The following is a 21,870-nucleotide window of genomic DNA, read 5'->3' as shown; positions in this document are numbered from 1 at the left end:
AACGACGATGGCGACACTCGAGCTGGTCAACCTGCACTGCCACCGCAAGCAGGACGTCAGCGGCTCGGACGAGCCGCGGCTCAAGGTCGACGGGGTTCCGGTGTGGAACGGGGTGATGGACAAGGGCGACGACCGGAATCTGCGCCCGACTAGCGTCGAGTTCGACGACACGACGAAGGTCGCCCTGGAGGAGCTGAACGGCAGCAAGGCCAAGCAGATCGGCGCCGATGTGACCATCCGGGAGAGCGGCAACCCGAACACGGTCCACTTCAAGACCTCCGGCGCCTGGTACGAGCTGTCCTTCGAGGTCTCCTGACCGAGCGCCCAACCGGCCGGGCACGACGGTCCACAAGGCCGTCGCGCCCGGCCGGTACCCCCAGGTTCCCCCCGGGTACTACGGACGCTGGTCCACCGCGTCCACGACGGCCTGCTCGACGACCGCCGACTCGCCCGCGATGCCCAGCAGGGCGTGGGACTCACGGTCGAAGACGAGCATCACCTCGTTCTGGTCGGCGGGTTGCGCCCAGGTGAGACCGATCCCCGGCCGTCCGGCGCCGTCGGTCGCGTTCTCGTCGATGGTGAGCCCGGGGAAGTCGGCCATCACCTCGAACAGGGCGGCCAGGGCCCGCGGTGGCAGGTACTTCTCGGTGAGCCCGAAGTGGACGAGAACGTCGAAGTCGATCTCGCCGCGCTCGGGCTCGAGCTCGGCGCGACTCAGGTACTCCCGCATTCCGGCGGCGTCGGTGGGCAGGTCGGACCGGTCGGCCGGCTCCGGCGTGCACGGCTCGGTTCGAGTGGTGTCGACCTCGCCGCGCATGACCGCCCGCCGGCCGTCCCGGCATCCGGGCATCGGGATGCGCAGACCGTCCTGGCGGATCAGCCCGTCGTGGGTGCCGTCCGCGGAGAACCAGCTCTCCCGGACGCTGCCGTCGCCCTGCCGGGTTCGCGTGTAGACGAACTGTTCGGGCCGCGGTGGCGTGGCCGGCAGCACCCGGGCCGCGTCGGCCGCCTCGTGCAGGAACGCCACCGCCTCCGCCTGGGGCGGTGCGACCCCGAAGGGCTCCAGCCCGCCGAAGGCGACGACGGCCGTGATCGCGGCGGCGAGACCCGTGGCGGTGAGGCTCGGGATCAGCAGCCGCCGTCGCCGCCTAGGTACGGCCGTTTCCGCGGCAGCGACGGGGAACACGGCCGCCAGGCGGGCGCGGGCCGGCGCGAGGTCCGCCGCGGGCGGCAGCGGGGTCTTCTCGCCCATGTCCTTGAGCAGTGCGAGCTCATCCACGGTTGGCGCACTCCTTCCGGGTCGATGCGGTGAGCGCGGCGCGAACCTGGCGCCGCGCGCGGTTCAGTCGGGATCGGACGGTGCCGATCGGGATGCCGAGCACCTCGGCGACCTCGTGGTAGCTGAGCGCCTCCCAGGCGACGAGCAGCAGCACGTCCCGGTCGCCGGCCGAGAGCTCGGCGAGCGCGGCGGCCAGTGGCCGGTGCATGGCGCCGGCGCTGACCTGTGCCACGACCCGGTCGGCGTGGCCGTCGATGTCGGGTTCCGGTGCGACGGACGCGCGCAGCCGGTACTCCCGGACCTCCTCGCGCTGGTGCTGCCGAACGAGGTTGGTGGCGATGCCGTACAGCCAGGGGCGGGCGTCGGGCCGGCCGAGGTCGTAGCGCGACCGCTTGCCGAACGCGACCAGGAAGGTCTCGGCGACCAGGTCGTCCGCGACCTGCCGGCCGAGCCGGCGGGCCAGGTAGCGCTGGATGTGCGGGGCATGGCGGTCGAAGATCGCGGCGAACCGTTCGGGTCGGCGCAGCGATCCCCCGATGATCGCCGCGTCGTCCTCGTCGGGTTGGTGCATGGGCTCCTCTTTCGCCGGCTGCGGGGTCACCAGCTATCCGCGGTTTGCCGCGGATGAGTTCACGCTGGACTCCCGCCCCGCCGTGATCAGCGAGTTTGCCCTCCGCTGCAAGGGTTCTACCCTTCCGCGCCGCCCGGCCCGATGCTGGTGGGGCGCGCCGACCCCGAGCGGTGTGGCGTCCGGAGCCCGCCTGGGGGTGGGCTCCGGACGTCACCCCCGGTCGGCGTCGAGCAGTGTCCTGCCGAGCGGGGTCACCGCGTGCAGCACCGCGGCTCCGTCGCGGTCGCTGCGCACCAGGCCCGCCTCACGCAGGACCGCCGTGTGCCTGCTGACCGAGGCGAGTGAGATCGTCAGCCGCCGCCCGAGCTCGGTGGTGGTGGCGCCGGCGCCGATCCCCCGGAGCACCGCGCCCCGGGTCGGCCCGAGCAGCTTGTCCAACGCACCTGGCCGGCGCTCGACCGTGCTCCAGGCGAACTGCTGGGCGATCGGGTAGACGAGCACCGGCGGCAGGTCGGGGTCGGCGAGCGAGACCGGGACCCGGTGGCAGAAGTAGGACGGCACGAACCGCAGACCGCGGCCGCCCAGGTGGAGCTCCCGGTCGACGCCGTAGTCGACCTCGAGGACGGGCGGGCGCCACCGCATCACCGGCCGCATGCTGGCCAGCAGGCCGTCGACGCCCCCGTTGACCAGGCTGTGCACCCGCAGCGCGTGGTCGGCGGCGATGCTCTGCTCGATGAGCTCCGCGAACGGCGCGACGGCCGCTTCGTGGTACGCGCGCAGGGTGCCGGCGAGCCGGCTGAGCGCGTCCTGGTCACCCTCGGCGAGCGGCCGGACCCAGCCCGGAAGGGGCCGCCGGGTGCCGAGCCGCTCCAGCTGCCGGTACAGCTCGCGGCGGGAGGTGCCGCGCAGCGAGTCCAGACCCGCGGCCAGGCCCTGCCGCCCCTCGGGCGGGGTGAGGAAGTCCGGGAAGTACGGGCCCATGGGGGCGAGCACGTCCAGCACCGTGTAGCCGGCCCGCACCGACGCGGTGCGGGCCTGGGGGATCGACCTCAGCGCCCGCGCCCACGGCCGGTGGATGACCGTGCGCTGGCGCTCGCGCAGCCGGAACCCGCTGAGCAGGATCTCCCAGAGCGGGTCGGGGCTCGGGGACACGGTCGTCCGCGTGAGGTCCTCCGCCGTGAAGTGGATCCGGAGCACGGGTGGTCAGCGGGCGGGCCGCGCCGTGGGCGCGGCGGGTCTGGTGCCTCTCATCGCGCTCCTCAACGATCGGGTGCGATGTCGATTATGGTCCGCTCCGCGGTCCGCCGGTACCGGAATCGCCCTGTCCGGCCCGGGACCGAGCCGCTCAGCGTCCACCGAGGATGCTCCTGGTCAGCGTCTGCCGTTCGGCCATCAGTTCCGCCAGGACACCGTCCACGACCGCCTCGTCCAGCGGACCGCCCTGGTCGGCCTGGCGCAGGACGGCCCGGCGCACGAGCTCCTTGATGAACGAGGCCGTCACACCGTCGGTCGCGGCCACCAGCGCCTCGGCCGAGGGCAGGTCCAACGGAGTGTCCGCGGCGTACAGCCGCAGCAGGCGTTCGCGGCACTCGGCGTCCGGTTTGGGCACCTCGACCGCCAGGTCGACCCGCCCGGGGCGCTGGGTCAGCGCCTCCTCCATGCTGTCCACCCGGTTCGTCGTGAGCACGAACGTGACGTCCGCCTCCGAGCCGATGCCGTCCATCTCGTTGAGCAGCTCGAACAGCACCGGGTTGCCCTCGGTCATCGCACGGTGCTGCGCGATCAGGTCCACGTCCTCCACGACGACGACCGACGGCGCCAGCCGGCGCGCCAACGCCGTCGTCGTGGGGAGGTAGCGGATCATCGCGCGGCCGCTGAGCACGAACACCGTGCACTCCGGCACCCGGCTGAGCAGATACCGCACGGTGTGGGTCTTGCCGGTGCCGGGCGGACCGTAGAGCAGCAGGCCCCGCTTGAGGTGCTGTCCGTACCGCCGCAGCACCTCGGTCTGGGCGGCGGTGCGCACGATGTGCCGCTCGATCGAGGCCAGCACACCGTCCGGCAGCACGACTTCCTCGGCCCGCAGCGCCGGCCGGGGGAGGAACGTCAACAGCGTGTTGCCGTGGTGCTCGTTCATCCCGAGCGAGAGCACCTGACCGCGGAAGGCGTCGTGCTCACGCGTCAGGCGCTCGATCTCCTCGCGGACCGCGGCGGCCGTCGCACGGTCGGCGGCGAGCACCTGGAGGTGGCACCGGTGCTCGCCGCGGTCCTCCAGGGCGCCCTGCACCCCCAGCACCACCGGCGCGCCGTCCGGCGCCGCCGTACACACCAGACCGACCTGCACCGCCTCGGTCCAGGTGTTCGGGCCGGTGGCCACCGTGGTGTAGTCGACGGCGCCGAGCTGGTGGCTGCCGCTGTTGGCGGCCTCGGCCAGCATCTCGATCAGCGTGCTGAAGTACCGCGTTCCGGAGATGCCGAACCAGCCGGCGTCGGGCGTGTGCTCGGCGAGGTACGCCTCCACGCCGCGTTGCAGGTTCACGTGCTCGAAGCTCGGCAGGTGCAGTGCGACGTTGGGGATCTCGCTCAGCGGGCATCCGAGATGATCGGTGACCCGCTTGGTCAGCGTCGACTCGGCCGTGTCGCGCAGCGTCTGCTGTGCGGACTCGAACAGTCCCTTGACAGCGCGTCCCAGTTCACGGGCTTCGGTGGGGTCCACCTCTCCACGATGCCCGGTTCGGCGACGCTCCGCTTCCGGGATCGACCCTAGGGGAATCCCACGTTCGGTCAGCAGATGTCCACCTGAAGGGGTCTTGCGAGGCTACTGAGGGGTGAAAGCGCTCAAAATACTGCACAGCGTCGCCAAAACTGCGCCTGCTCGTGTGATCTGTAATTTCTCGGTTTCTCCTTAATGTCTTGGGATATGTGTGGTCGCGTAGCGGTTTCGTCATGACCGCGAACCATGGCGCTCACGGAGCGGGACGGTTGGTTCGGGCGACGGTGTCGGCCTTGGCCGTGGCACTGGTGGCGAGCGTGGTGTCGCTCGTCGCGCCCGGGGTGGCGGAGGCCGCGGTCCGCGAGCCCTTCAACGCCGTCTACTCGGCCGAGGAGAACGGGGCGATCACCCTCATCGGCGCCAGCTCGATGACGTGTCCCACGGCCGCGTCCGGGTGCGCGGCGGCGAGGACGGCCACGGCGAGCGGCACGCAGAACAACAACAACGTCTACAACATGGTGTTCGCCGACGTCGACGCGGACGCGACGACCTCGAACTCCTCCACCGCCACGCTCGCCCTGCCCAGCGGTTCGACGGTGCTCCACGCACGCCTGGTCTGGGGCGCGCGCACGGGCGCGGGCACGAACGGGACGGGGGCGGCCACCCCCATCAACTCGGTCAGGCTGCGCACCCCGGGCTCGAGCGGCTACTCCACCGTGACCGCCACGACGGTCAACCAACCCGCGGCGCTCATCTCCTCCACGACCGACCGGGGTCCCTACCAGTCCTCACTGGACATCACCCAGCGGGTCCGCACCGCCGGCAACGGCGCCTACACCGTCGCCAACATCTCGGCCGCGACCGGGCAGGACAGGTATGCCGGCTGGTCGATGGTCGTGGCGTACCGCAACCCGGCGTTGCCGCTGCGCGACCTGCGGGTGTTCGAGGGGTTCGCGGACGTGACGCCGTTCGAGGGCAACGACGTCGTGGACATCCCGGTCTCGGGGTTCCTGACGCCGACGACCGGTCCCGTCAACGCCTCGGTCGGTGTCGTCGCGTGGGAGGGCGACTTCGGCACCACCGGCGACAGCCTCCGGCTGGCCGGCACGACGCTGAGCGACCCGACCCACCCCGCGACGAACTTCTTCAACTCGCGGATCAGCGACGGCGGCGTCGAGCAGAGCGGGCGCAACCCGGCCCACGTGAACAACTTCGGCGTCGACATCAGCCGCATCGCCACGACCGACGTGCTGCCGACCGGCAGCACCTCGACCACCATCCGGCTGTCCACGACGGGTGAGGCGTACTACCCGGGCATCGTCACGAGCCAGATCGACCTGTTCACCCCCCAGTTCGACCCGGTGAGCAAGTCGGTGGTCAACCTGTCCGGCAACGCCCCGGCCCGTCCCGGCGACGTGCTCGAGTACCGGATCTCCTACACCAACTCGGGCGGGGACGCGGCCGACGCCTCGGTCATCCGTGACGTCGTCCCGGCGAACGTCACCTACGTACCGGGCAGCCTCGCCGTCATCGCGGCTCCCGGCGCCACCGCCGGTCCGCGCACCGACGCCGCCGGGGACGACACGGCCGACTACACGGCGGGCGACCGGACCGTCCGCTTCCGGGTGGGAACCGGGGCGAGCGCCACCGCCGGGGGCACCCTGGTTCCCGGCGCCACCGCGTCGGTGCGGTTCCGGGTGACCGTCGCCAGGGCGGCGGCGGGCGGCACGATCACCAACGGCTCGTTCCTCGACTACCGGGCCCGCACCATCAACCGGTCCTTCACCTTCGCCGGCAACGAGGTCAGCACCCAAGTACTCGAGGTGGCCGACCTGGTCGCCGCCAAGACCGCCTCGGCGGCGACCCTCGAAGCCGGCCGCCCGCTCACCTACACCGTCTCCGCCAGGAACGACGGGCCGAGCACCGCCACCGACGTCGTGCTCACCGACCAACTGCCAGCCGGGACGACTTTCGAGTCGGCGGCGGCGCCCGCGGGCACCACCTGCACCCCGAGCGGCCAGACCGTCACCTGCCGGGTGGCCTCGCTCGCCGCGGAGGCGACCGTGTCGGTCCCGATCGTGGCGCGGGTCGGTCCGGGCACCGCCGAGGGTGTGCTCACCAACGCGGTCCAGGTCTCGGCCGCCACCGCCGACGACATCGCCGCGAACAACGTCGCGACGGCGTCGACCAGCGTCACCCGGGCGGCGGACCTGGCGGTCACCGCCTCGCTCGCGCCGGACCCCGTGGTCCCGGGCACTCCCGCGACGCTCACCACGACCGTCACCAACCGCGGACCCTCCTCCGCGCGGGCCGTGGTGCTGAGCACGCCCCTGCCGGCGGACATCACCTCCGCGTCGGGGGAGGGCTGCTCGGTCGCGGCCGGCACGGTGACCTGCACCGTCGGCGAGCTCGCCCCCGGTGCGAGCCGCACCGTGCGCGTGCGACTGGACGTCCCCGCCAACGCCCAGGACACCACCCTGACCACCAACACCGTCGCCTCGTCCGGCACGCCCGACGCCGAGCCCACCAACAACGCCGCGACCGCCGCGGCACCGTTGGCCCCGCTCGCCGACGTCCAGGTCGCCACGAGCGCGCCGGCCGGCGCGGTCGCCGGTACCGAGACCACGGTCACGGTCACGGTCACCAACGCCGGCCCGTCCGACGCCGCCGACGTCAGGCTCACCCACTCCGTCCCCGAGGGCGCCGAGGTCGTCCTCGCCACTCCGCAGGCCGGTTCCTGCTCGGTGTCCGAGGGCGTCGCGGAGTGCCTGCTCGAGACCCTGCCGGCGGGCACGTCCACCACCATCGTGCTGCGGATCCGGATCGCGCCGGACGCCGAGGGCCTGCTCGTCAACGAGGCGCGGGCGACCACGGCGACCCGTCAGGACGTCACCGGCAACGACTCCGCGTCGAGCACCGTGACCGTCAGCAGGGTGAGCGACCTCGAGCTGGACGTCACGGCCACGCCGCGTCCGGTGATCGCGGGTGAGCCGCTGACCTACACGGTCACGGTGACCAACCACGGCCCCTCTGCGGCCGACGCCGTGACCGTCGAGGACATCCTGCCGGCGGGCCTGACGCTCATCTCGGCGAACTCGACCCAGGGCAGCTGCGGCGCGGTCGACGGGGCCGTCTCCTGTGCGCTGGGAACGCTCGCCGCCGACGCCGTCGCCACCATCACCGTCACCGCGGCCACCCCGGGCACGGTCCCGCCCGGCGGCTTCGCCAACACCGCCACGGTGCGGTCGGCCAGCACCGACCCGGAGTCGACCACCAACGCCGCGACCTACGTCGCCTCGGTCGACATGCAGGCCGAGGTGTGGGTGAGCACGACCGCGGGCGACGACCCGGTCGTCGCCGGGGAGTCGAGGACCTTCGTGGTGACCGTCGGCAACGAGGGCCCGTCCACGGCGCGGTCCACGGTCCTCACCCAGACGCTCGCCCCGGGGCTCAGGGCCCTGACGGCAACCCCCTCGGCCGGCAGCTGCACGGTCGAGGACGAGCGGGTCCGCTGCGAGCTCGGCGACCTCGCCGACGGCGAGGAGGTCACGGTCTCGATCACGACGGCTGTGCCCGCCGGCCAGCCGGAGGGAGAGGTCACCGAGTCGGTCTCGGTCACCTCGGACACGTTCGACCCGAGCGAGTCGAACAACGTGACCGCCGCCAGCACCGTCATCCGGACCGCGGCCGATCTACGGGTGACCGGGGTCCAGTACCCCGAGCCGTTCACCGCCGGCGAGGAGTTCACCGCCTCCGCGACGTTCACCAACGCGGGTCCCTCCGACGCGCGGGACACGGTGTTCGTGTTGGACCTGCCCGAGGGGATGTACGAGATGGTCGCCTCGGTCGGGGGCGTGCCGTGCACCATCTCCGGTCAACGGGTGTTCTGCTCGGTGGGAACGGTCGCCGTCGGCCAGACCGTCGTCGTGGAGGCGGCGGGCCGGGTCGACCCGTCCGGTCGCAGGGAGTCCTCGCCCTTCGGGCTCACGCTCAGCTCGGCCGCCCCGGACCCGGTTCCGGAGGGCAACCACATCTCGGGCGTCGCTCACCTGGTCACCGCCGCCACGGTGGACCTCGCCATGCGGGCCGACCAGGAACGGCTGGTGGCTGGTGCCCGGGCCATCTACCGGATCACCGCGACGAACGCCGGACCGTCCGACGCCACCTCGGTACGCATCACCGACACGGTGCCCGAGGGCGTCACCGTGGTCTCCGCGACCAGCGCCCTCGGCTCGTGCACGGTCGCCGACCGGGTGGTGACCTGCGACGTCCCCCGGCTGCCCGCGGGCGCCGTCGCCGAGGTCGTCCTGGTGGTCGACGTCGCCGCGGACGCCGAGGGGCCGCTGCTCAACTCGGCCGAGCTGACCAGCGCGACCCCCGCTCCCGGCGGTACCCGCACCGCCAGCGTCGAGTCGCCGGTCGAGTGGCGGGCCGACCTGGTGCTCACCGGCTCCGCGACGCCGGCGCCGGTGCGCGCCGGTGCCGCGGTGACCTACACCCTGACCGTCACCAACGCCGGGCCCTCGGCGGCCGAGGACGTCGTGCTCTCCGACGTGCTGCCCGAGGGGGTGACGCTGCTGCCGGGCGGCGCGCAGGCGGAGAACGGCACCTGCACGACCGCCGGCCGCGACGTCTCCTGCGTGCTCGCCGGTCTCGAACCGGGACAGTCGACGACCGTGGTGCTGACCGCGGCCGTACCGCAGGCCCTCGCCGCGGACACCGTCCTGACCAACACGGCCACCGTGGCCTCCCCGACACCGGACCCGACGCCGGCCGACCGGCGGCTCGAGCTGGCCACCTCGGTGGTGACCGAGGCGGACCTGGCGGTGGTGGCGAGCACGGCGACCAGCAACCCCGAGGCGGGACGCGAGCTGCAGCAGGCGGTGACCGTGACCAACAGCGGACCGTCGCTCGCGCGCGCGGTCACCGTCACCGTTCCGATCCCGGCCGGCAGCACGTTCGTCGAGGGGACGACCGGCTGCACGGCCGACGCCGACGCCGTGCGCTGCGAGCTGGGCAACGTCGGTCGTGGGTCCATCCGCACCGTGCGGTACACGCTCCTGCTCGCACCCGACTACCCCGGTCCGACCCTCACCAGCGAGGTGACGGTCCGGTCGGCGACCGCCGACGCCACCCCGGCGGACAACACCACCACGACGACCCAGACCATCAGCGCGAGCGCGGACCTGGTGGCCGGGCAGGAGCTCACCTCCGGGACCCCCGTCGCCGGGCGGCAGGTCACGTACCGGATCAGCGCCGTCAACGCCGGTCCCTCGCAGGCGCCGCAGGTCATCCTGACCGACTCGCTGCCGCAGGGCGCCACGCCGCTGTCGGTGGCCCCCTCGGCCGGCGGGGAGTGCGTGGCCGACGCGAGCACGGTGCGCTGCACCTGGCCCACCCTGGCCGTGGGCGCGTCGGTCGCCGCCGAGGTCACCGTGCTCCTCGCGAGCGGCACGCCGGCCGGCTCCACGCTGACCAACACCGTCACGGCCACCGCGGCGGTCGCCGACGTCAACCCGAGCGACAACGTGGCCACCACCACCGCCCCGGTCGCCACCGTCGCCGACGTGTCGGTGCTGACCCGGCTCAGCTCCGGCCCCCCGGTCGCCGGCGGGCGGGCCACCTGGCAGGTCGTCGTGCACAACGGCGGTCCCTCCGCCGCCGCCGGGGTCGTGGTGGACGACCGCGCGCCGGCCGGGGTGCGGTTCGACCGGGTGGAGACCACTCTCGGCAGCTGCACCAGCTCCGCGACCGCCGTGCGGTGCACGGTCGGCGCGCTGGCCGCCAACGAGTCCGCCACCATGACCGTGTCCGGGGTGTTGGCGGCGGACTACGTCGGCACCCGGGTCACCAACACCGCGTCGGTCACCGCGACGACGACCGACCCCGACCCCTCGAACAACTCCTCCTCCGCCGACTCGGACACCACCAGCAGCGCGGAGCTGGCCCTGACCATGGCCGCCACCCCGGACCCGGTCGTTCCCGGCCGGGCGGCCACCTGGACCATGACCGTCGACAACGCCGGCCCGTCCGCCGCCCGCGACGTGGTCGTCACCACCGAGCTGCCGGCCGGGGTGACGGCCCGACCGTCGGCCGGGTGCGAGATCGCCGGGCAGCGCGTGACCTGCGCCCTCGGCGACGTGGCGGCGGGGTCCTCCGCCGCGGTCGAGGTGTCCGGCCTGGTGTCCGCGGGCTTCGTCGCCTCCGCCGTGACCGCCACGGCGACGGTCACCAGCGGGACCGCCGACCACGACCCCCGCGACGACACCGCCACCACCTCCACCTCGGTGCGCCCCGAGGTCGACCTGTCGGTCGACGTCATCGCCCCGGAGAGCATCGCCGCGGGTTCGGTCAGCAGCTGGACGGTCCGCGTGCTCGGGTCGGGCCCCTCCGACGCCAGGGCCGTCGCGGTCCGGGTGCTCCTCCCGCGCTCCCTGACCAACGTCCGGGCGAGCTGGGCCGACGGGCAGTGCGCGATCGACGACGCCGTCGCCGACTGTGCGCTGGGCGTGGTGCCCGCGGGCAAGACCACCGACATCACGGTCACCGGGTCGGTGCCCTCGACCCACACCGGCAGCATGGCGCTGTCGGCCGAGGTGAGCGCCGCGGGGGTCGACCCGAACTCCTCGAACAACACCGGGGGAGCCACGCAGACCACGATCAGCTCGGCCGACCTGGCCACCACGCTCACCGGTCCCGACGCGGTGGTCCCGGGCCGGCCGCTCACGCTCGTCCTCACCACCCGCAACTTCGGGCCGTCGACGGCGACCGGGGTGGAGGTCGTCCACACGTTGCCCGCGCAGCTCACCGACGTGGTCGCCAGCACCACGGCGGGTTCCTGCACGGTCAGCGGGCGGGAGGTCACCTGCCCGGTCGGCGACCTGGGGCCTGGTGCGACGGTGCTCGTGTCGATCACCGGCACGCCGTCCTCGGCCCTGACCGAGGCCACCCTCGACAGCACGGCTCGCGGCCGGTCGAACACCGAGGACCCCGACCCGGACGACAACGCCGCCGCCCTGTCCATCCCGGTCACGCCGGTCACCGACCTGCGGTTGGCCACGGCGGTCACCTCGGGTCCGCCGGTCGCCGGCGCCCCCATCGAGTTCCTCGTGGAGGTCGCCAACGCCGGTCCGTCCGACGCCCGGTCGGTGGTGGTGACCGACACCGTGCCCAGCTCGGTGGGGGCGCTCACGGCGACCACGCCCGACGGGGAGTGCTCGGTCACCGGGCAGGTCGTGCGCTGCGAGCTGGACGGGCTCACCGCCGGGGACACCCCGTCCACCATCACCATCCGGGGGATCGTCGCCGACGGCACGACCGAACCGATCACCAACGTGGCCGCGGTGACCAGCGCCACCAGCGAGCTCACCCCGAACGACAACACCAGCGCGGTCACCGCGTCGGCGACCGACTCGGCCAACGTGGCCATGACCGTCGACGTCGTGGAGTCCGTCGTGGCCGGTCAGCCGCTGACCTACACGGTCACGGTCACCAACGCGGGACCGTCGACGGCCCGCGATGTCGTGCTGGTTCCGGAGGAGGTCCCGGGTCTGCTCGACATCGGCGTGGACCACCCCGGTTGTACGTCGCCGACCGGCTGCGCGCTGGGCGACATCGCCCCCGGTGAGTCGGTGGTGCTGCGCGTGCACGGGGTCGTCGACCCGGACAGCCGGGCCACCGCGCTCGTCGCGCGTGCCTCGGTCTCGGCGACGACACCCGACCCCGACGGGCGGAACAACGCGATCAGCTCCCGGGTGGCCGTGTCCAGGTCCGCGGACCTCGCCGTCGAGCTCGTCAACGACCCGCGCCCGGCGGTGCCCGGCCAGACCGTCCTCTACACGGCCACCGTCACCAGCCGGGGCCCGTCAGCCGCCCAGAACGTCGTCACGCTGATGGAGCTGCCGGCCGGCACCGACGCCAACGGCGAGATCAGGACCAGCCAGGGCTCCTGCACGCAGATCATTCGCAGCATCGTCTGCGACCTCGGCTCGGTGCTGCCCGCGGAGCCGGTGACGATCACGATCCCGATCGTGCTGAGCCCGTCCTTCACCGGCGACCGGCTGGACACCACGGTGACCGCCCAGTCGGTGACCCCCGACCCGGACCCGGCCGACGACTCGGCCACCACCCAGGAGAGCGTCACCCCGCTCGCCGACCTGTCCGTCGAGGTCGCCGGGCCCGCCGACGTCGCTCCCGGCGGCGCCGTGCGCTGGACGCTGACCGTCCGCAACGCCGGCCCGTCGGACGCCCCGGCGGAGCTGGTCTACACGCTGCCGGCAGGCGTCGGCGAGGTCGCGGCGGTCGCCTCGGGCGGCTCGTGCTCGGTCGACGGGCGCGAGGTCCGGTGCGTCTTCCCGACGCTCGGCGTCGGCACGGAGACGACGGTCACGGTCACCGGCGTCCTGGCGCCGGCCGCGACGGCCGCGACCGTCGTCGGCACCGCCACGCTCACCTCTCCGGTTCCCGAGCCGGCACCGACCGAGCCAGACGGCAGGTCGGCCAGTGCGACGACGGAGGTCGAGGCCAGCTCCGGGGTCTCGGTCAACATCAGCCCCGACCACGCGTCGGCCTCGCCGGGTAGCCCGTTCAGCTGGACCGTGATCGTGACCAACGCCGGCCCCTCCACCGCTCGTGACGTCACGGTTCGCGTCACCGCACCCGAAGGCGTGACCGGCCTGGCCATCACCGCGCCGGACGCGGTGCAGGACTGCGACACGCCGGATCGGTGCGTCCTCGGGAACCTGTCGCCCGGACCCCACGGCGCCGTGCGGCTGACTGTGCGCGGCACGGTCGCGCCGGGGTTCACCGGGCCGGTCCTGCCGGCGGTCGCGACGGTGTCGACCAGCACCCCCGACCCCGACCCCGGTGACAACAGCGACGAGGCCAGCACGCTGTTGGCCGTCTCGGCCGACGTCGGGGTCGCCCTGACGCTCACGCCGACGACACCGGTCGCCGGAGGCGCGCTGACGCTCACGGCGACCATGGAGAACGCGGGGCCCGCGGACGCCGCGGGGCTGACCGTCACGTTCTCGCCGCCGGCCGGCATGCGGGACCTGGAGTTCGTCGCCCCGGCGGGCGTGACCTGCCGCGGTCTCGTCTGCACGGCGCCGACGCTTCGGGTGGGGGAGCGGGTGGAGATCGTGCTGCGCGGGTCGCTCGCGCCCGACGCCGTGGGTGCCGTGAGCGCCAGCGTGTCGGTGACCGCCGACACGGCCGACCCGAACACCGCCAACAACACCGCGGCGGTGGGGGAGCCGGTGGAGGCCCACGCCGACCTGTCCGTCACGAAGACCGGGCCGGCCGAGGCCGTCGCCGGGCAGACCGTGACCTGGCGGCTCACGGCCAGCAGCGCGGGCCCGTCCCGGGCGACGGACGTCGTGGTCACCGACGTCCTACCGGAGGGCGTGTCGTTGGTGTCGACCGATCCCGCCTGTGCGGCGCAGGACCGTGTGGTCCGGTGCGCCGTGGGTGCGCTCGATCCCGGCGAGAACCGCGTGGTGACCATCGCCGGCCGGGTGGCCCCCGACACCGGCTGGCGGCAGCTCACCAACATCGCGTCGATCACCTCCCCGGTCGCCGACCCGCGGCCGGCCGGCAACACGGCCGAGGTCACGACCGCCGTCGGCCAGTCGGCCGACCTGTCGCTGACCAAGACGCTGCGGCCCGACCCGATCGTGGCCGGCGAGCCCGCCACCTTCACCCTCACGGTCGCCAACGCCGGCCCCTCGACGGCACCGACGGTGCTGCTGACCGACCCGGTCGCGGCCGGGATGTCGGTGACCGAGGTGACCAGCCCGGACGGTGACTGCGGGGTCGCCGCCGAGGTGGTGAGCTGCCAGCTCGGACCCCTCGCGCCGGGGGCGAGCGCCACGACGACCGTCACGGTGGCCGTCGACCCGGACGTCGCGCCGGGCGAGGTCGCGAACAACGCGGCGGTGCTGGGCGACGTGCCCGACCCGGACCTCACCAACAACGCGGCGGTGGTGGCCGGCGGCGCCGCCACCCGGGCCGACCTGAGCGTGACGAAGGTGGCCGACCGGGTCGAGGCCGAGTCCGGGGACCCGCTCACCTGGACGGTGACCGTGGCCAACAGCGGTCCGTCGAGCGCCGACGAGGTGGTGATGGTCGACCTGCTGCCGGCCGGCGTCGAGGTTTCGGAGCCGCCGACCGGGTGCACGGTCACCGGCCGGACCATGCGGTGCCTGCTCGACCAGCTCGCGCCCGGCGCCACCAGGACGCTGTCGGTGGCCAGCCAGGTCCGGCCCGACGCCGACACGGCCGACATCGTCAACGCGGTCTCGGTCCTGTCGACGACGGCGGAGGGCAACCCCGCCAACAACGTCGCGGACGCGATCACGCCGCTTCGGTCGGAGGCGGACCTCTCGGTCGCCAAGAGCGTCGAGAGCGGACCGGTCGTCCCCGGCGAGCAGGTCACGTGGATGGTAGAGATCGCCAACGCGGGCCCGTCCACGGCCGACGACGTGCGGCTGACCGACCCGCTGCCGGCCGGTGTCCGGTTCGTCTCCGCCGACGTGGACTCCTGCACGGTGACCGAGGGCGTTCTCGAGTGCGCGGTCGACGCGCTCGCGGCGGGCACCACGACGCGGGTCCGCGTCGTCGGCGAGGTCGACCCGTCGGTGGCCGGCGAACAGCTGACCAACACCGCGGTCGTCGCCTCGGCCACGCCCGACCCCGAGACCGGCGACAACACCGCCCTGGCCGCGGCCGACCTGCGCCGCGAGGTGGCCCTTGCCCTGACCAAGACGGCCGACGCGGCCCGAGCCCAGGTCGGCACGCGGCTGACCTGGACGGTGACGGCCACCAACGACGGCCCGTCCTCGGCGCCGGGGGTCAGCGTGCTGGACCGGCTGCCGGCCGGTGTCACGCTCCTGTCCGCCCGGGCGGACCGGGGGGAGTTCGACCCGGCGACCGGGTTCTGGGCGCTCGGCCCGGTGGCACCGGGAGACTCCCCGTCGCTGACCCTGACCGTGCGGCTGGACCGGGTCGGTCAGCTGACCAACACCGCCACGCTGACCGCGGCCGGGGTCTTCGACGCGACCGCCGACGACGACACGGCGAGCAGCGTGACCGAGGTGACCGCCACACCACCGCCGTCTCCGGCACCACAGGCGCCTCCGGGGTCCGGTGGCGGGGGACAGGTGCCCTCGGACGACGACGAGCCGCCGCTCGCCTTCACCGGGTACGCCGTCCTGCGCTGGCTCGCCGCGGGTCTCCTGCTCGTCCTCGCCGGCGTCGGGTTCGTGCTCGGCGGCCGGCGGAGGTCCCGACGACGCGCACGGACGTCGTGACCCCTGCCCGCGGTCGGGTCCGGAACCCGACCGCGGGGAGGGGACGAGGTCAGCCCATGCTCTTCGCCCCGTCGAGCGACTCCCGGATGATGTCGGCGTGGCCGGCGTGCTGCGCCGTCTCCGCCACGATGTGCATGAACACCTGGCGGACCGACCACGTCGAGTCCTCGAACCACGGTGCCTTGGGCAGGGGCTGCCGGGCGTCCAGGTCGGGCAGCCGCACGAGCAGCTCGTCGGTGCCGCGCGCCGCCTCCTCGTAGTCGGCGAGCACGCCCTCCAGCGTCTCGCCGGGCAGCATCCGGAAGACGTCGCCCCACTCCGCCATGTCCTCCTCGGTCATGTCGGCGAAGTCCTTGCCCGGGCCGTTCACGATGAAGTCGCTCCAGTTCCGCTCGACCGAGGTGACGTGCTTGACCAGCCCACCCAGGCACAGCTCGCTCACCGTGGTGCGGAGTGCGGCCTGCTCGTCGGTCAGGTCCCGGGTGGTGAACCGCAGGAAGTGCCGCGCCTTGCCCAGCGCCTCCAGCAGGTCGGCCCGCTCGCCGGTCACCACGGTCGCCTCCAGCTCGGTCACGTTCACTGTCTTCTCCTTCGTCCTCAGGTCGTTGAGACCAACGCTAGAGGGCATTCCGGCCACCTTTTGACCGCAATGCGCGGAGAATCGAGCACATGGCGAACACCAGCTCCCGGATGCTGCGGCTGCTGTCCCTGCTCCAGACCCACCGCTTCTGGCCGGGTGGGGAGCTGGCCGACCGGTTGGACGTGTCGGTGCGGACCCTGCGCCGCGACATCGACCGCCTCCGCGAGCTCGGCTACCCGGTGGAGGCGCAGCGGGGTGTGGACGGCGGGTACCAGCTCGCGGCCGGCGCCGCGCTGCCCCCGCTGGTCGTCGACGACGAGGAGGCCGTCGCGCTGGCGGTCGGCCTCCAGTCCAGTGCGCACAGCGCTGTCGAGGGCATCGCCGAGAGCTCGGTGCGGGTGCTGGCCAAGGTGGTGCAGGTGATGCCCGTCCGCCTGCGCCGTCGGGTCGAGGCCCTCCGGGCGATGACCGTCCCGCTGGACTGGCAGGGCTCCTCGGAGGCGGGCGTGGACCCCGGCGTGCTCACCACCGTCGCCCTGGCCTGCCGCGACAGTGAACGTCTCCACTTCTCCTACCGGGCGGCCGGCGGGGAGCTCACCGAGCGCGACGTCGAGCCGTACCGCCTGGTCCGGGTGGGGCGGCGCTGGTACCTCGTCGCCTACGACCTCGGCCGGCACGACTGGCGCAGCTTCCGCGTGGACCGCCTCACCGGTCTTGGCCGGACCGGCGCCCGGTTCCGCCCCCGCACCCTGCCGGCCACCGACGCCGCCGAGTTCGTCCGGGAGCGGCTCGAGAACCTGCCCCGCTCCTACCAGGTGGAGGTCCTGGTCGAGCTGCCGGCCGCCGACGCCCGGCAGCGCGTCGGCCGCTGGGCGACGTTCGAGGAGCTCGACCAGAACCGCTCGCGACTGCGGATGACGACGGTCTCCCTGGACTGGGCGGTGATGGCGTTGGGCGTCCTGGCCGCCGACTTCCAGGTGCTCGGCCCGCCCGAGCTGCTCGAGGAGGTGCACGCCTGGGGAGCCAGGTTCGTCCGCGCGCGGGGGAGTTGACCTCCAGCAAGGTAGAGGTTGCAGGCTTGCCTGGACGGTTCTCGGGCGATGCGGGGTGGGTATGCGGGTGGTGCGGGCGGTCCGGTTCGGGGGACCGGAGGTGCTGGTGCCCGACCAGGAGCCGGAGCCGGTGGCCGGGCCTGGGCAGGTCGTGGTCGAGGTGTCGGTCGTGGCGATCGACTTCGTCCAGACCCAGCTGCGCAGTGGCTGGACACCGGGGCCGCCGCTGCCGACCCCGCCCTACGTGCCGGGCTCGTCGATCGCCGGCCGGGTGGGCTCGGTGGGGGAGGGGGTGGACCGGGCCTGGCTCGGCCGGCGGGTGGTCACCCACACCGCGAGCGGTGCCGGCGGCAACGCCGAGGCAGCGGTGGCGGCTGTCGAGGAGTTGGTCCCGGTGCCCGCCGGACTGGGGCTGCCCGAGGCGGCGGCGCTGCTCGACGACGGTGCCACGGCGCTGGGCCTGGTCCACCGGGCCGGCGTCCGCGCGGGGGAGTGGGTGCTGGTCGAGGCGGCGGCCGGCGGGGTCGGCGGGCTGCTCGTGCAGCTCGCCGGTGCCGCCGGCGCCCGGGTGGTCGGTGCCGCCCGCGGCGCGGCGAAGCTCGAGGTGGCCCGCGCGCTCGGTGCCGAGGCGGTGGTCGACTACTCCGAGCCCGGCTGGTCCGAGCGGGTGCGCGCGGCGACCGGTGGCCGGGGGGTGGACGTGGTGTTCGACGGCGTCGGCGGCCGGATCGGGCAGGAGGCCCTCGAGGCGACGGCGCCGAATGCGCGGTTCTCGGTGCACGGCGCCGCCAGCCGCGCGGTCACGGTGGTCGACCCCGCCGAGGCGCGCCGACGAGGGGTGTCGGTGATCGGCCTCGAGCAGCTCCGGAGTTTCCACGTCGGGGCGCGGGAACGCGTCGAACACATGCTCGCCGAGGCCGCCGCGGGCCGGGTCACCCCCCGCATCGGCCGCACCTTCCCCCTGGAGCGGGCCGACGCCGCCCACGCCGCGATCGAGGCCCGCGAGGTCCTCGGCAAGACCCTGCTGTTCGTCTGACCGTTCTCCCGAGGAGTCCCATGCCGTTCGCCGACACCGAGCTCGAGTACCTGGCCGCCCAGCCCCTCGGCCGCCTGGCCACCGTCCACCCCGACGGCACCCTGCAGGTGAACCCGGTGGGCTTCGCCTACAACCCCACCACCCAGACGATCGACATCGGCGGCTTCAACCTGGCGAGGAGCCGGAAGTTCCGCAACGTGGCCGACAACGGCCGGGTGGCGTTCGTCGTCGACGACATCGCCTCGGTGCAGCCGTGGCGCGTGCGCTGCGTCGACATCCGCGGCCACGGCGAGGCCATCGACAAGCCGGTTGACTCCAAGGCCCCGGTCGGCGGGCCGATCATCCGCGTGTACCCGCACCGGATCATCAGCTTCGGCCTCGACGACCTCGACACCGAACCGCACGACCTGGTCCCCAACCGCCGCGACGTGCCACGGCCCTCCGCACGCTGACCGGTCCACCTGACACTCGGCCTGCTTCCGTCCGTTGTGGAGCATCGCGCGTTCGCACGTGCCTGTTCGGGCCCGGCTTGACCGCCTGTCGGCAGGAAAGGTTCACTGGGTTTCGGTTCAACTCGCCGTGCTTACCGTCGAGGTAGGGGTCTCCCATGAGCAGAACCGAGTCGGAAGTTGGCTGTCACCACCTTTCGATGGTGGAGCTCGCCGCCGCCGTCCGCCGGCGTGAGATCTCTCCGGTCCAACTCGTCGAGCATTACCTGGAACGCATTGAGCGCATCGACGCGAGCATCGGCGCCTACCTGACGGTGGCCGCGGAATCGGCCCTGCACCAGGCCGAGGCCGCCGAGCGGGCGTTGGCCGGCGAAAAACCAGCGGCCGCACTGCCGCCCCTGCTCGGCGTCCCCGTCGCGGTCAAGGACCTCACCAATGTCGCGGGGATGCGGTGTACCTTCGGCTCGCTTTCTTTCGAGGACTTCATCTCCCCGATCGACGACAACGTGGCTACTCTGCTGCGCCGGGCCGGCATGGTTGTCCTGGGGAAGACCAACACGCCCGAGTTCGGGCTGGCCTGCCACACCGAGAACCGGGTGGCCCCACCCGCCCGCACCCCCTGGGACCTGTCCCGGTCCGCCGGTGGGTCCAGCGGCGGCGGTGCGGCGGCGGTCGCCGCGGGGTTGGCACCGGTGGCCCAGGGAAACGACGGAACCGGCTCGAACCGCATCGCCGCCAGCGCCTGCGGGCTCGTCGGGCTGAAGCCGAGCCGAGGCCGGGTGAGCAACGGGCCGGGCTTCACCGAGGCGACCAGTTTCGGCCTGACCACGCACGGAATGATCGCACGCACCGTAGGAGACTGCGCGGCGCTGCTCGACGCCATCGCGGTACCGATGCCAGGCGACCCGTACCCCATCGCGTCGCCCGCCCCCGGCCGGACCTTCCTCGACCACTGTGGACGGGAGCCGGGGCGGCTGCGCGTCGGGCGGCACCTCGCGCCGGTCTTCACCGAGGCCGACGTGGATCCGGAATGCGTTGCCGCGTACACGCGGGCGAGCGAGCTGTTGGCTGAGCTCGGACACGACGTCGAGGACATCACGCCCGCGTTCGACCCGACCGTCGTCGCCTCGATCGAACCGGTCTTCTCGATGCTCGCCCTGCTCGCTCCGGTACCGCCAGACCGGGAAGGCATGCTCATGCCGCTGACCCGGTGGCTGCGTGGCCGGGGTTCGACGCTCTCGGCCCTCGACTACGGCCGCGCACTGGCGGCGACCGAGGCCGTCTCCCGCACGCTCCTGGAACACAGCTGGTCCTACGACGTCATCCTCACCCCCACGGTGACCCGACCGTCTCCAGCGGTCGGCGCGATCCGCGACGACGAGGACCCCGCGCGGGAGTTCGAGGAGATCAAGAGGTTCACTCCCTACACCGCGATGTATGCCAGTACGGGACAACCCGCGATCAGTCTCCCGATCCACTGGACCCCGGAGAACGTCCCTGTCGGGGTCATGGTGGTGGGGCGGCCCGGCGGGGAGTCCGTCCTGTTCTCACTCGGCGCGCAGCTCGAGGCCGTCGTCCGGTGGCAGGACCGCACACCCGCTCTCTTCGGCGGATGATCCGGCGGCCAGGCGAGACCGGCCAGCGCCGCCGGTGATGCCGATGGTGTCAGGACTCCGTGTCCCCGAGCTGGTCGAGGCGGTTCGCGAACTCGTACCACGCCCTGCTGGTTCCTCTGGCGAGCTCCGCGACGAGCGGGCGCGAGTACGCCGGTACCGAGTCGATGAGCCGCTCCCACTGCTGGACGTCCGCGGTGTGCAGGACCAGCCACCGGAGCAGCTCACGACCGCTGTCGCTGAACCGCAGTGAAGGATCGGTTCGCAACCGCCGCAGGATCGGCGCGATCTCGGTCGTGGGGATCCGCCTCGGGCAGCTCGTCATCGGTTGATCGGCCGCCTTGCCCGTCGTCGAGGACTCGACGTCGTCGCCGGTCCGCTGCCTCGGCGGAACCGGGTGCTGGCCCTGGCGAATGCGCTTGCGGACGTCGTGGGCGGTGGACACGGAGATCCCGGCCGCCTTGGCGACTTTCCGCAGCGACAGCTCCGGGCGCTCGCTCATCAGTTCGCCGGCGAGCGTCCGGCCGGAGGAGTTGTTCACCGGGCGTGCCCTCTTGTCCCGACCGACACGGATGTTCGACTGTGTGAGGCCTTCGTTCGAACGCCGGCGGATCGATCCGACGGTAGTGGCGGCGAGCCCTGTGATCTCCGCGATCCGCCGGTCGGACCAGTCGGTGTGGGAGGCGACGATGCGGGCCGCCGCCGCCGTGCGATCCGGCAGCGACAGCGGCAGACCGTGCACGATGTTGGCCGCCACGGCGTGCACGAACGCGTCATCCTCTGTCCCGTCGAAGAACCGCGCCTCGATCCGGTCGTCACCGCGCAGCCTCGCGGCGCACAACCGGTGCATCCCGTCGATGACGCGCATCGTGGCGCGATGAACCGTGATCGGCGGGAACGGTGCCTCCATCTCGTTCAGCACCAGCACGTGCTCGATATCCTCGCCGGCCAACCGCGGCGAGTCCGCCCCGCGCAACGATTCGACCGGAAGCCAGACGGTGCTGCCGTGCTGTCCGATGGCCGACGGGCGAGCATTGCTGTAACCGGCCATCAACCGCATCCCCCAAGGTTGTGCACCAGCGGCTTGCCCATACCTGAATGACGATCCGCAACGACACCGATCACGACCGGCGCTCGACATCCCTTGTGCGGCGTCACACGATCAGGCGAGTGTATCGGCCTCGTGCGGCTGCCGGAAGAAGTTCACCCGCACCATCGGCGCAGGCAGCCCGGGTCGCGCGCCTCGTTCGGTTCGGCGCGGGCTGACA

At 73.1% G+C, this 21,870-nt stretch carries 12 protein-coding genes; 6 read left to right on the top strand and 6 right to left on the bottom strand.

The genetic code is table 11. From position 1 onward, the window contains the following. Positions 1-7 precede the first annotated feature (7 nt). Positions 8-316: a hypothetical protein gene (locus BU204_RS18825; protein ID WP_075127012.1), complete on the top strand. Its 309-nt coding sequence runs from the start codon at positions 8-10 to the stop codon at positions 314-316. A gap of 78 nt (positions 317-394) precedes the next feature. On the opposite strand, the gene BU204_RS39195 is transcribed toward BU204_RS18825, so the two are convergent. From BU204_RS39195 to BU204_RS18805, 4 genes are all read right to left on the bottom strand, one after another. Further along, the gene (locus tag BU204_RS39195) at positions 395-1,279 is read right to left on the bottom strand and encodes a CU044_5270 family protein (protein ID WP_075127011.1); all 885 of its coding nucleotides are present in this window, start codon (positions 1,277-1,279) and stop codon (positions 395-397) included. Further along, the gene (locus BU204_RS18815) at positions 1,272-1,850 is read right to left on the bottom strand and encodes an RNA polymerase sigma factor (protein WP_075127010.1); all 579 of its coding nucleotides are present in this window, start codon (positions 1,848-1,850) and stop codon (positions 1,272-1,274) included. The genes BU204_RS39195 and BU204_RS18815 overlap by 8 nt, the downstream gene beginning before the upstream one ends. A 210-nt stretch (positions 1,851-2,060) precedes the next feature. Beyond that, the gene (locus BU204_RS18810; protein WP_075127009.1) at positions 2,061-3,047 is read right to left on the bottom strand and encodes an ArsR/SmtB family transcription factor; all 987 of its coding nucleotides are present in this window, start codon (positions 3,045-3,047) and stop codon (positions 2,061-2,063) included. A 148-nt stretch (positions 3,048-3,195) separates the two neighbouring features. Beyond that, positions 3,196-4,566, bottom strand: a complete 1,371-nt coding sequence (locus BU204_RS18805) for an AAA family ATPase (RefSeq protein ID WP_143229584.1) — start codon at positions 4,564-4,566, stop codon at positions 3,196-3,198. Between the two features lie 230 nt (positions 4,567-4,796). Between BU204_RS18805 and BU204_RS39190 the strand changes: the two genes are divergently transcribed. After that, complete coding sequence (locus BU204_RS39190; protein ID WP_143229583.1) at positions 4,797-15,872, top strand: CARDB domain-containing protein; 11,076 nt, start codon at positions 4,797-4,799, stop codon at positions 15,870-15,872. 49 nt (positions 15,873-15,921) lie between these two features. Here the strand turns inward: BU204_RS39190 and BU204_RS18795 are convergent, their stop codons facing one another. Further along, a complete protein-coding gene (locus BU204_RS18795) occupies positions 15,922-16,500 on the bottom strand; it encodes a DinB family protein (RefSeq protein WP_075127007.1) in 579 nt (192 codons plus the stop codon). 41 nt (positions 16,501-16,541) lie between these two features. Between BU204_RS18795 and BU204_RS18790 the strand changes: the two genes are divergently transcribed. From BU204_RS18790 to BU204_RS18775, 4 genes are all read left to right on the top strand, one after another. After that, positions 16,542-17,504 (top strand): helix-turn-helix transcriptional regulator, encoded by a 963-nt coding sequence (locus BU204_RS18790; RefSeq protein WP_075127006.1) that lies wholly within the window; start codon positions 16,542-16,544, stop codon positions 17,502-17,504. 61 nt (positions 17,505-17,565) lie between these two features. Next, a complete protein-coding gene (locus BU204_RS18785; RefSeq protein WP_075127005.1) occupies positions 17,566-18,540 on the top strand; it encodes a zinc-binding dehydrogenase in 975 nt (324 codons plus the stop codon). Positions 18,541-18,560: 20 nt separating this feature from the next. Continuing rightward, positions 18,561-18,992 carry a PPOX class F420-dependent oxidoreductase gene (locus BU204_RS18780; RefSeq protein ID WP_075127004.1) on the top strand — a complete coding sequence of 144 codons (432 nt, stop codon included), beginning with the start codon at positions 18,561-18,563 and terminating at the stop codon, positions 18,990-18,992. A gap of 197 nt (positions 18,993-19,189) precedes the next feature. After that, positions 19,190-20,605, top strand: coding sequence for an amidase (locus BU204_RS18775; protein WP_083661424.1), 1,416 nt, complete (start codon positions 19,190-19,192; stop codon positions 20,603-20,605). Positions 20,606-20,654: 49 nt separating this feature from the next. Here BU204_RS18775 and BU204_RS18770 read toward each other — a convergent pair whose 3' ends face one another. Next, entirely contained in the window at positions 20,655-21,653 is a 999-nt protein-coding gene (locus tag BU204_RS18770; RefSeq protein WP_075127090.1) for a ParB/RepB/Spo0J family partition protein, read from the bottom strand. Between the last annotated feature and the right edge of the window lie 217 nt (positions 21,654-21,870).

The organism is Actinophytocola xanthii (genome assembly GCF_001921205.1).
GTDB lineage: Bacteria > Actinomycetota > Actinomycetes > Mycobacteriales > Pseudonocardiaceae > Actinophytocola > Actinophytocola xanthii.
Note: the sequence above shows the minus strand (reverse complement) of the source record. Positions and strands in the feature narration are given on the sequence as shown.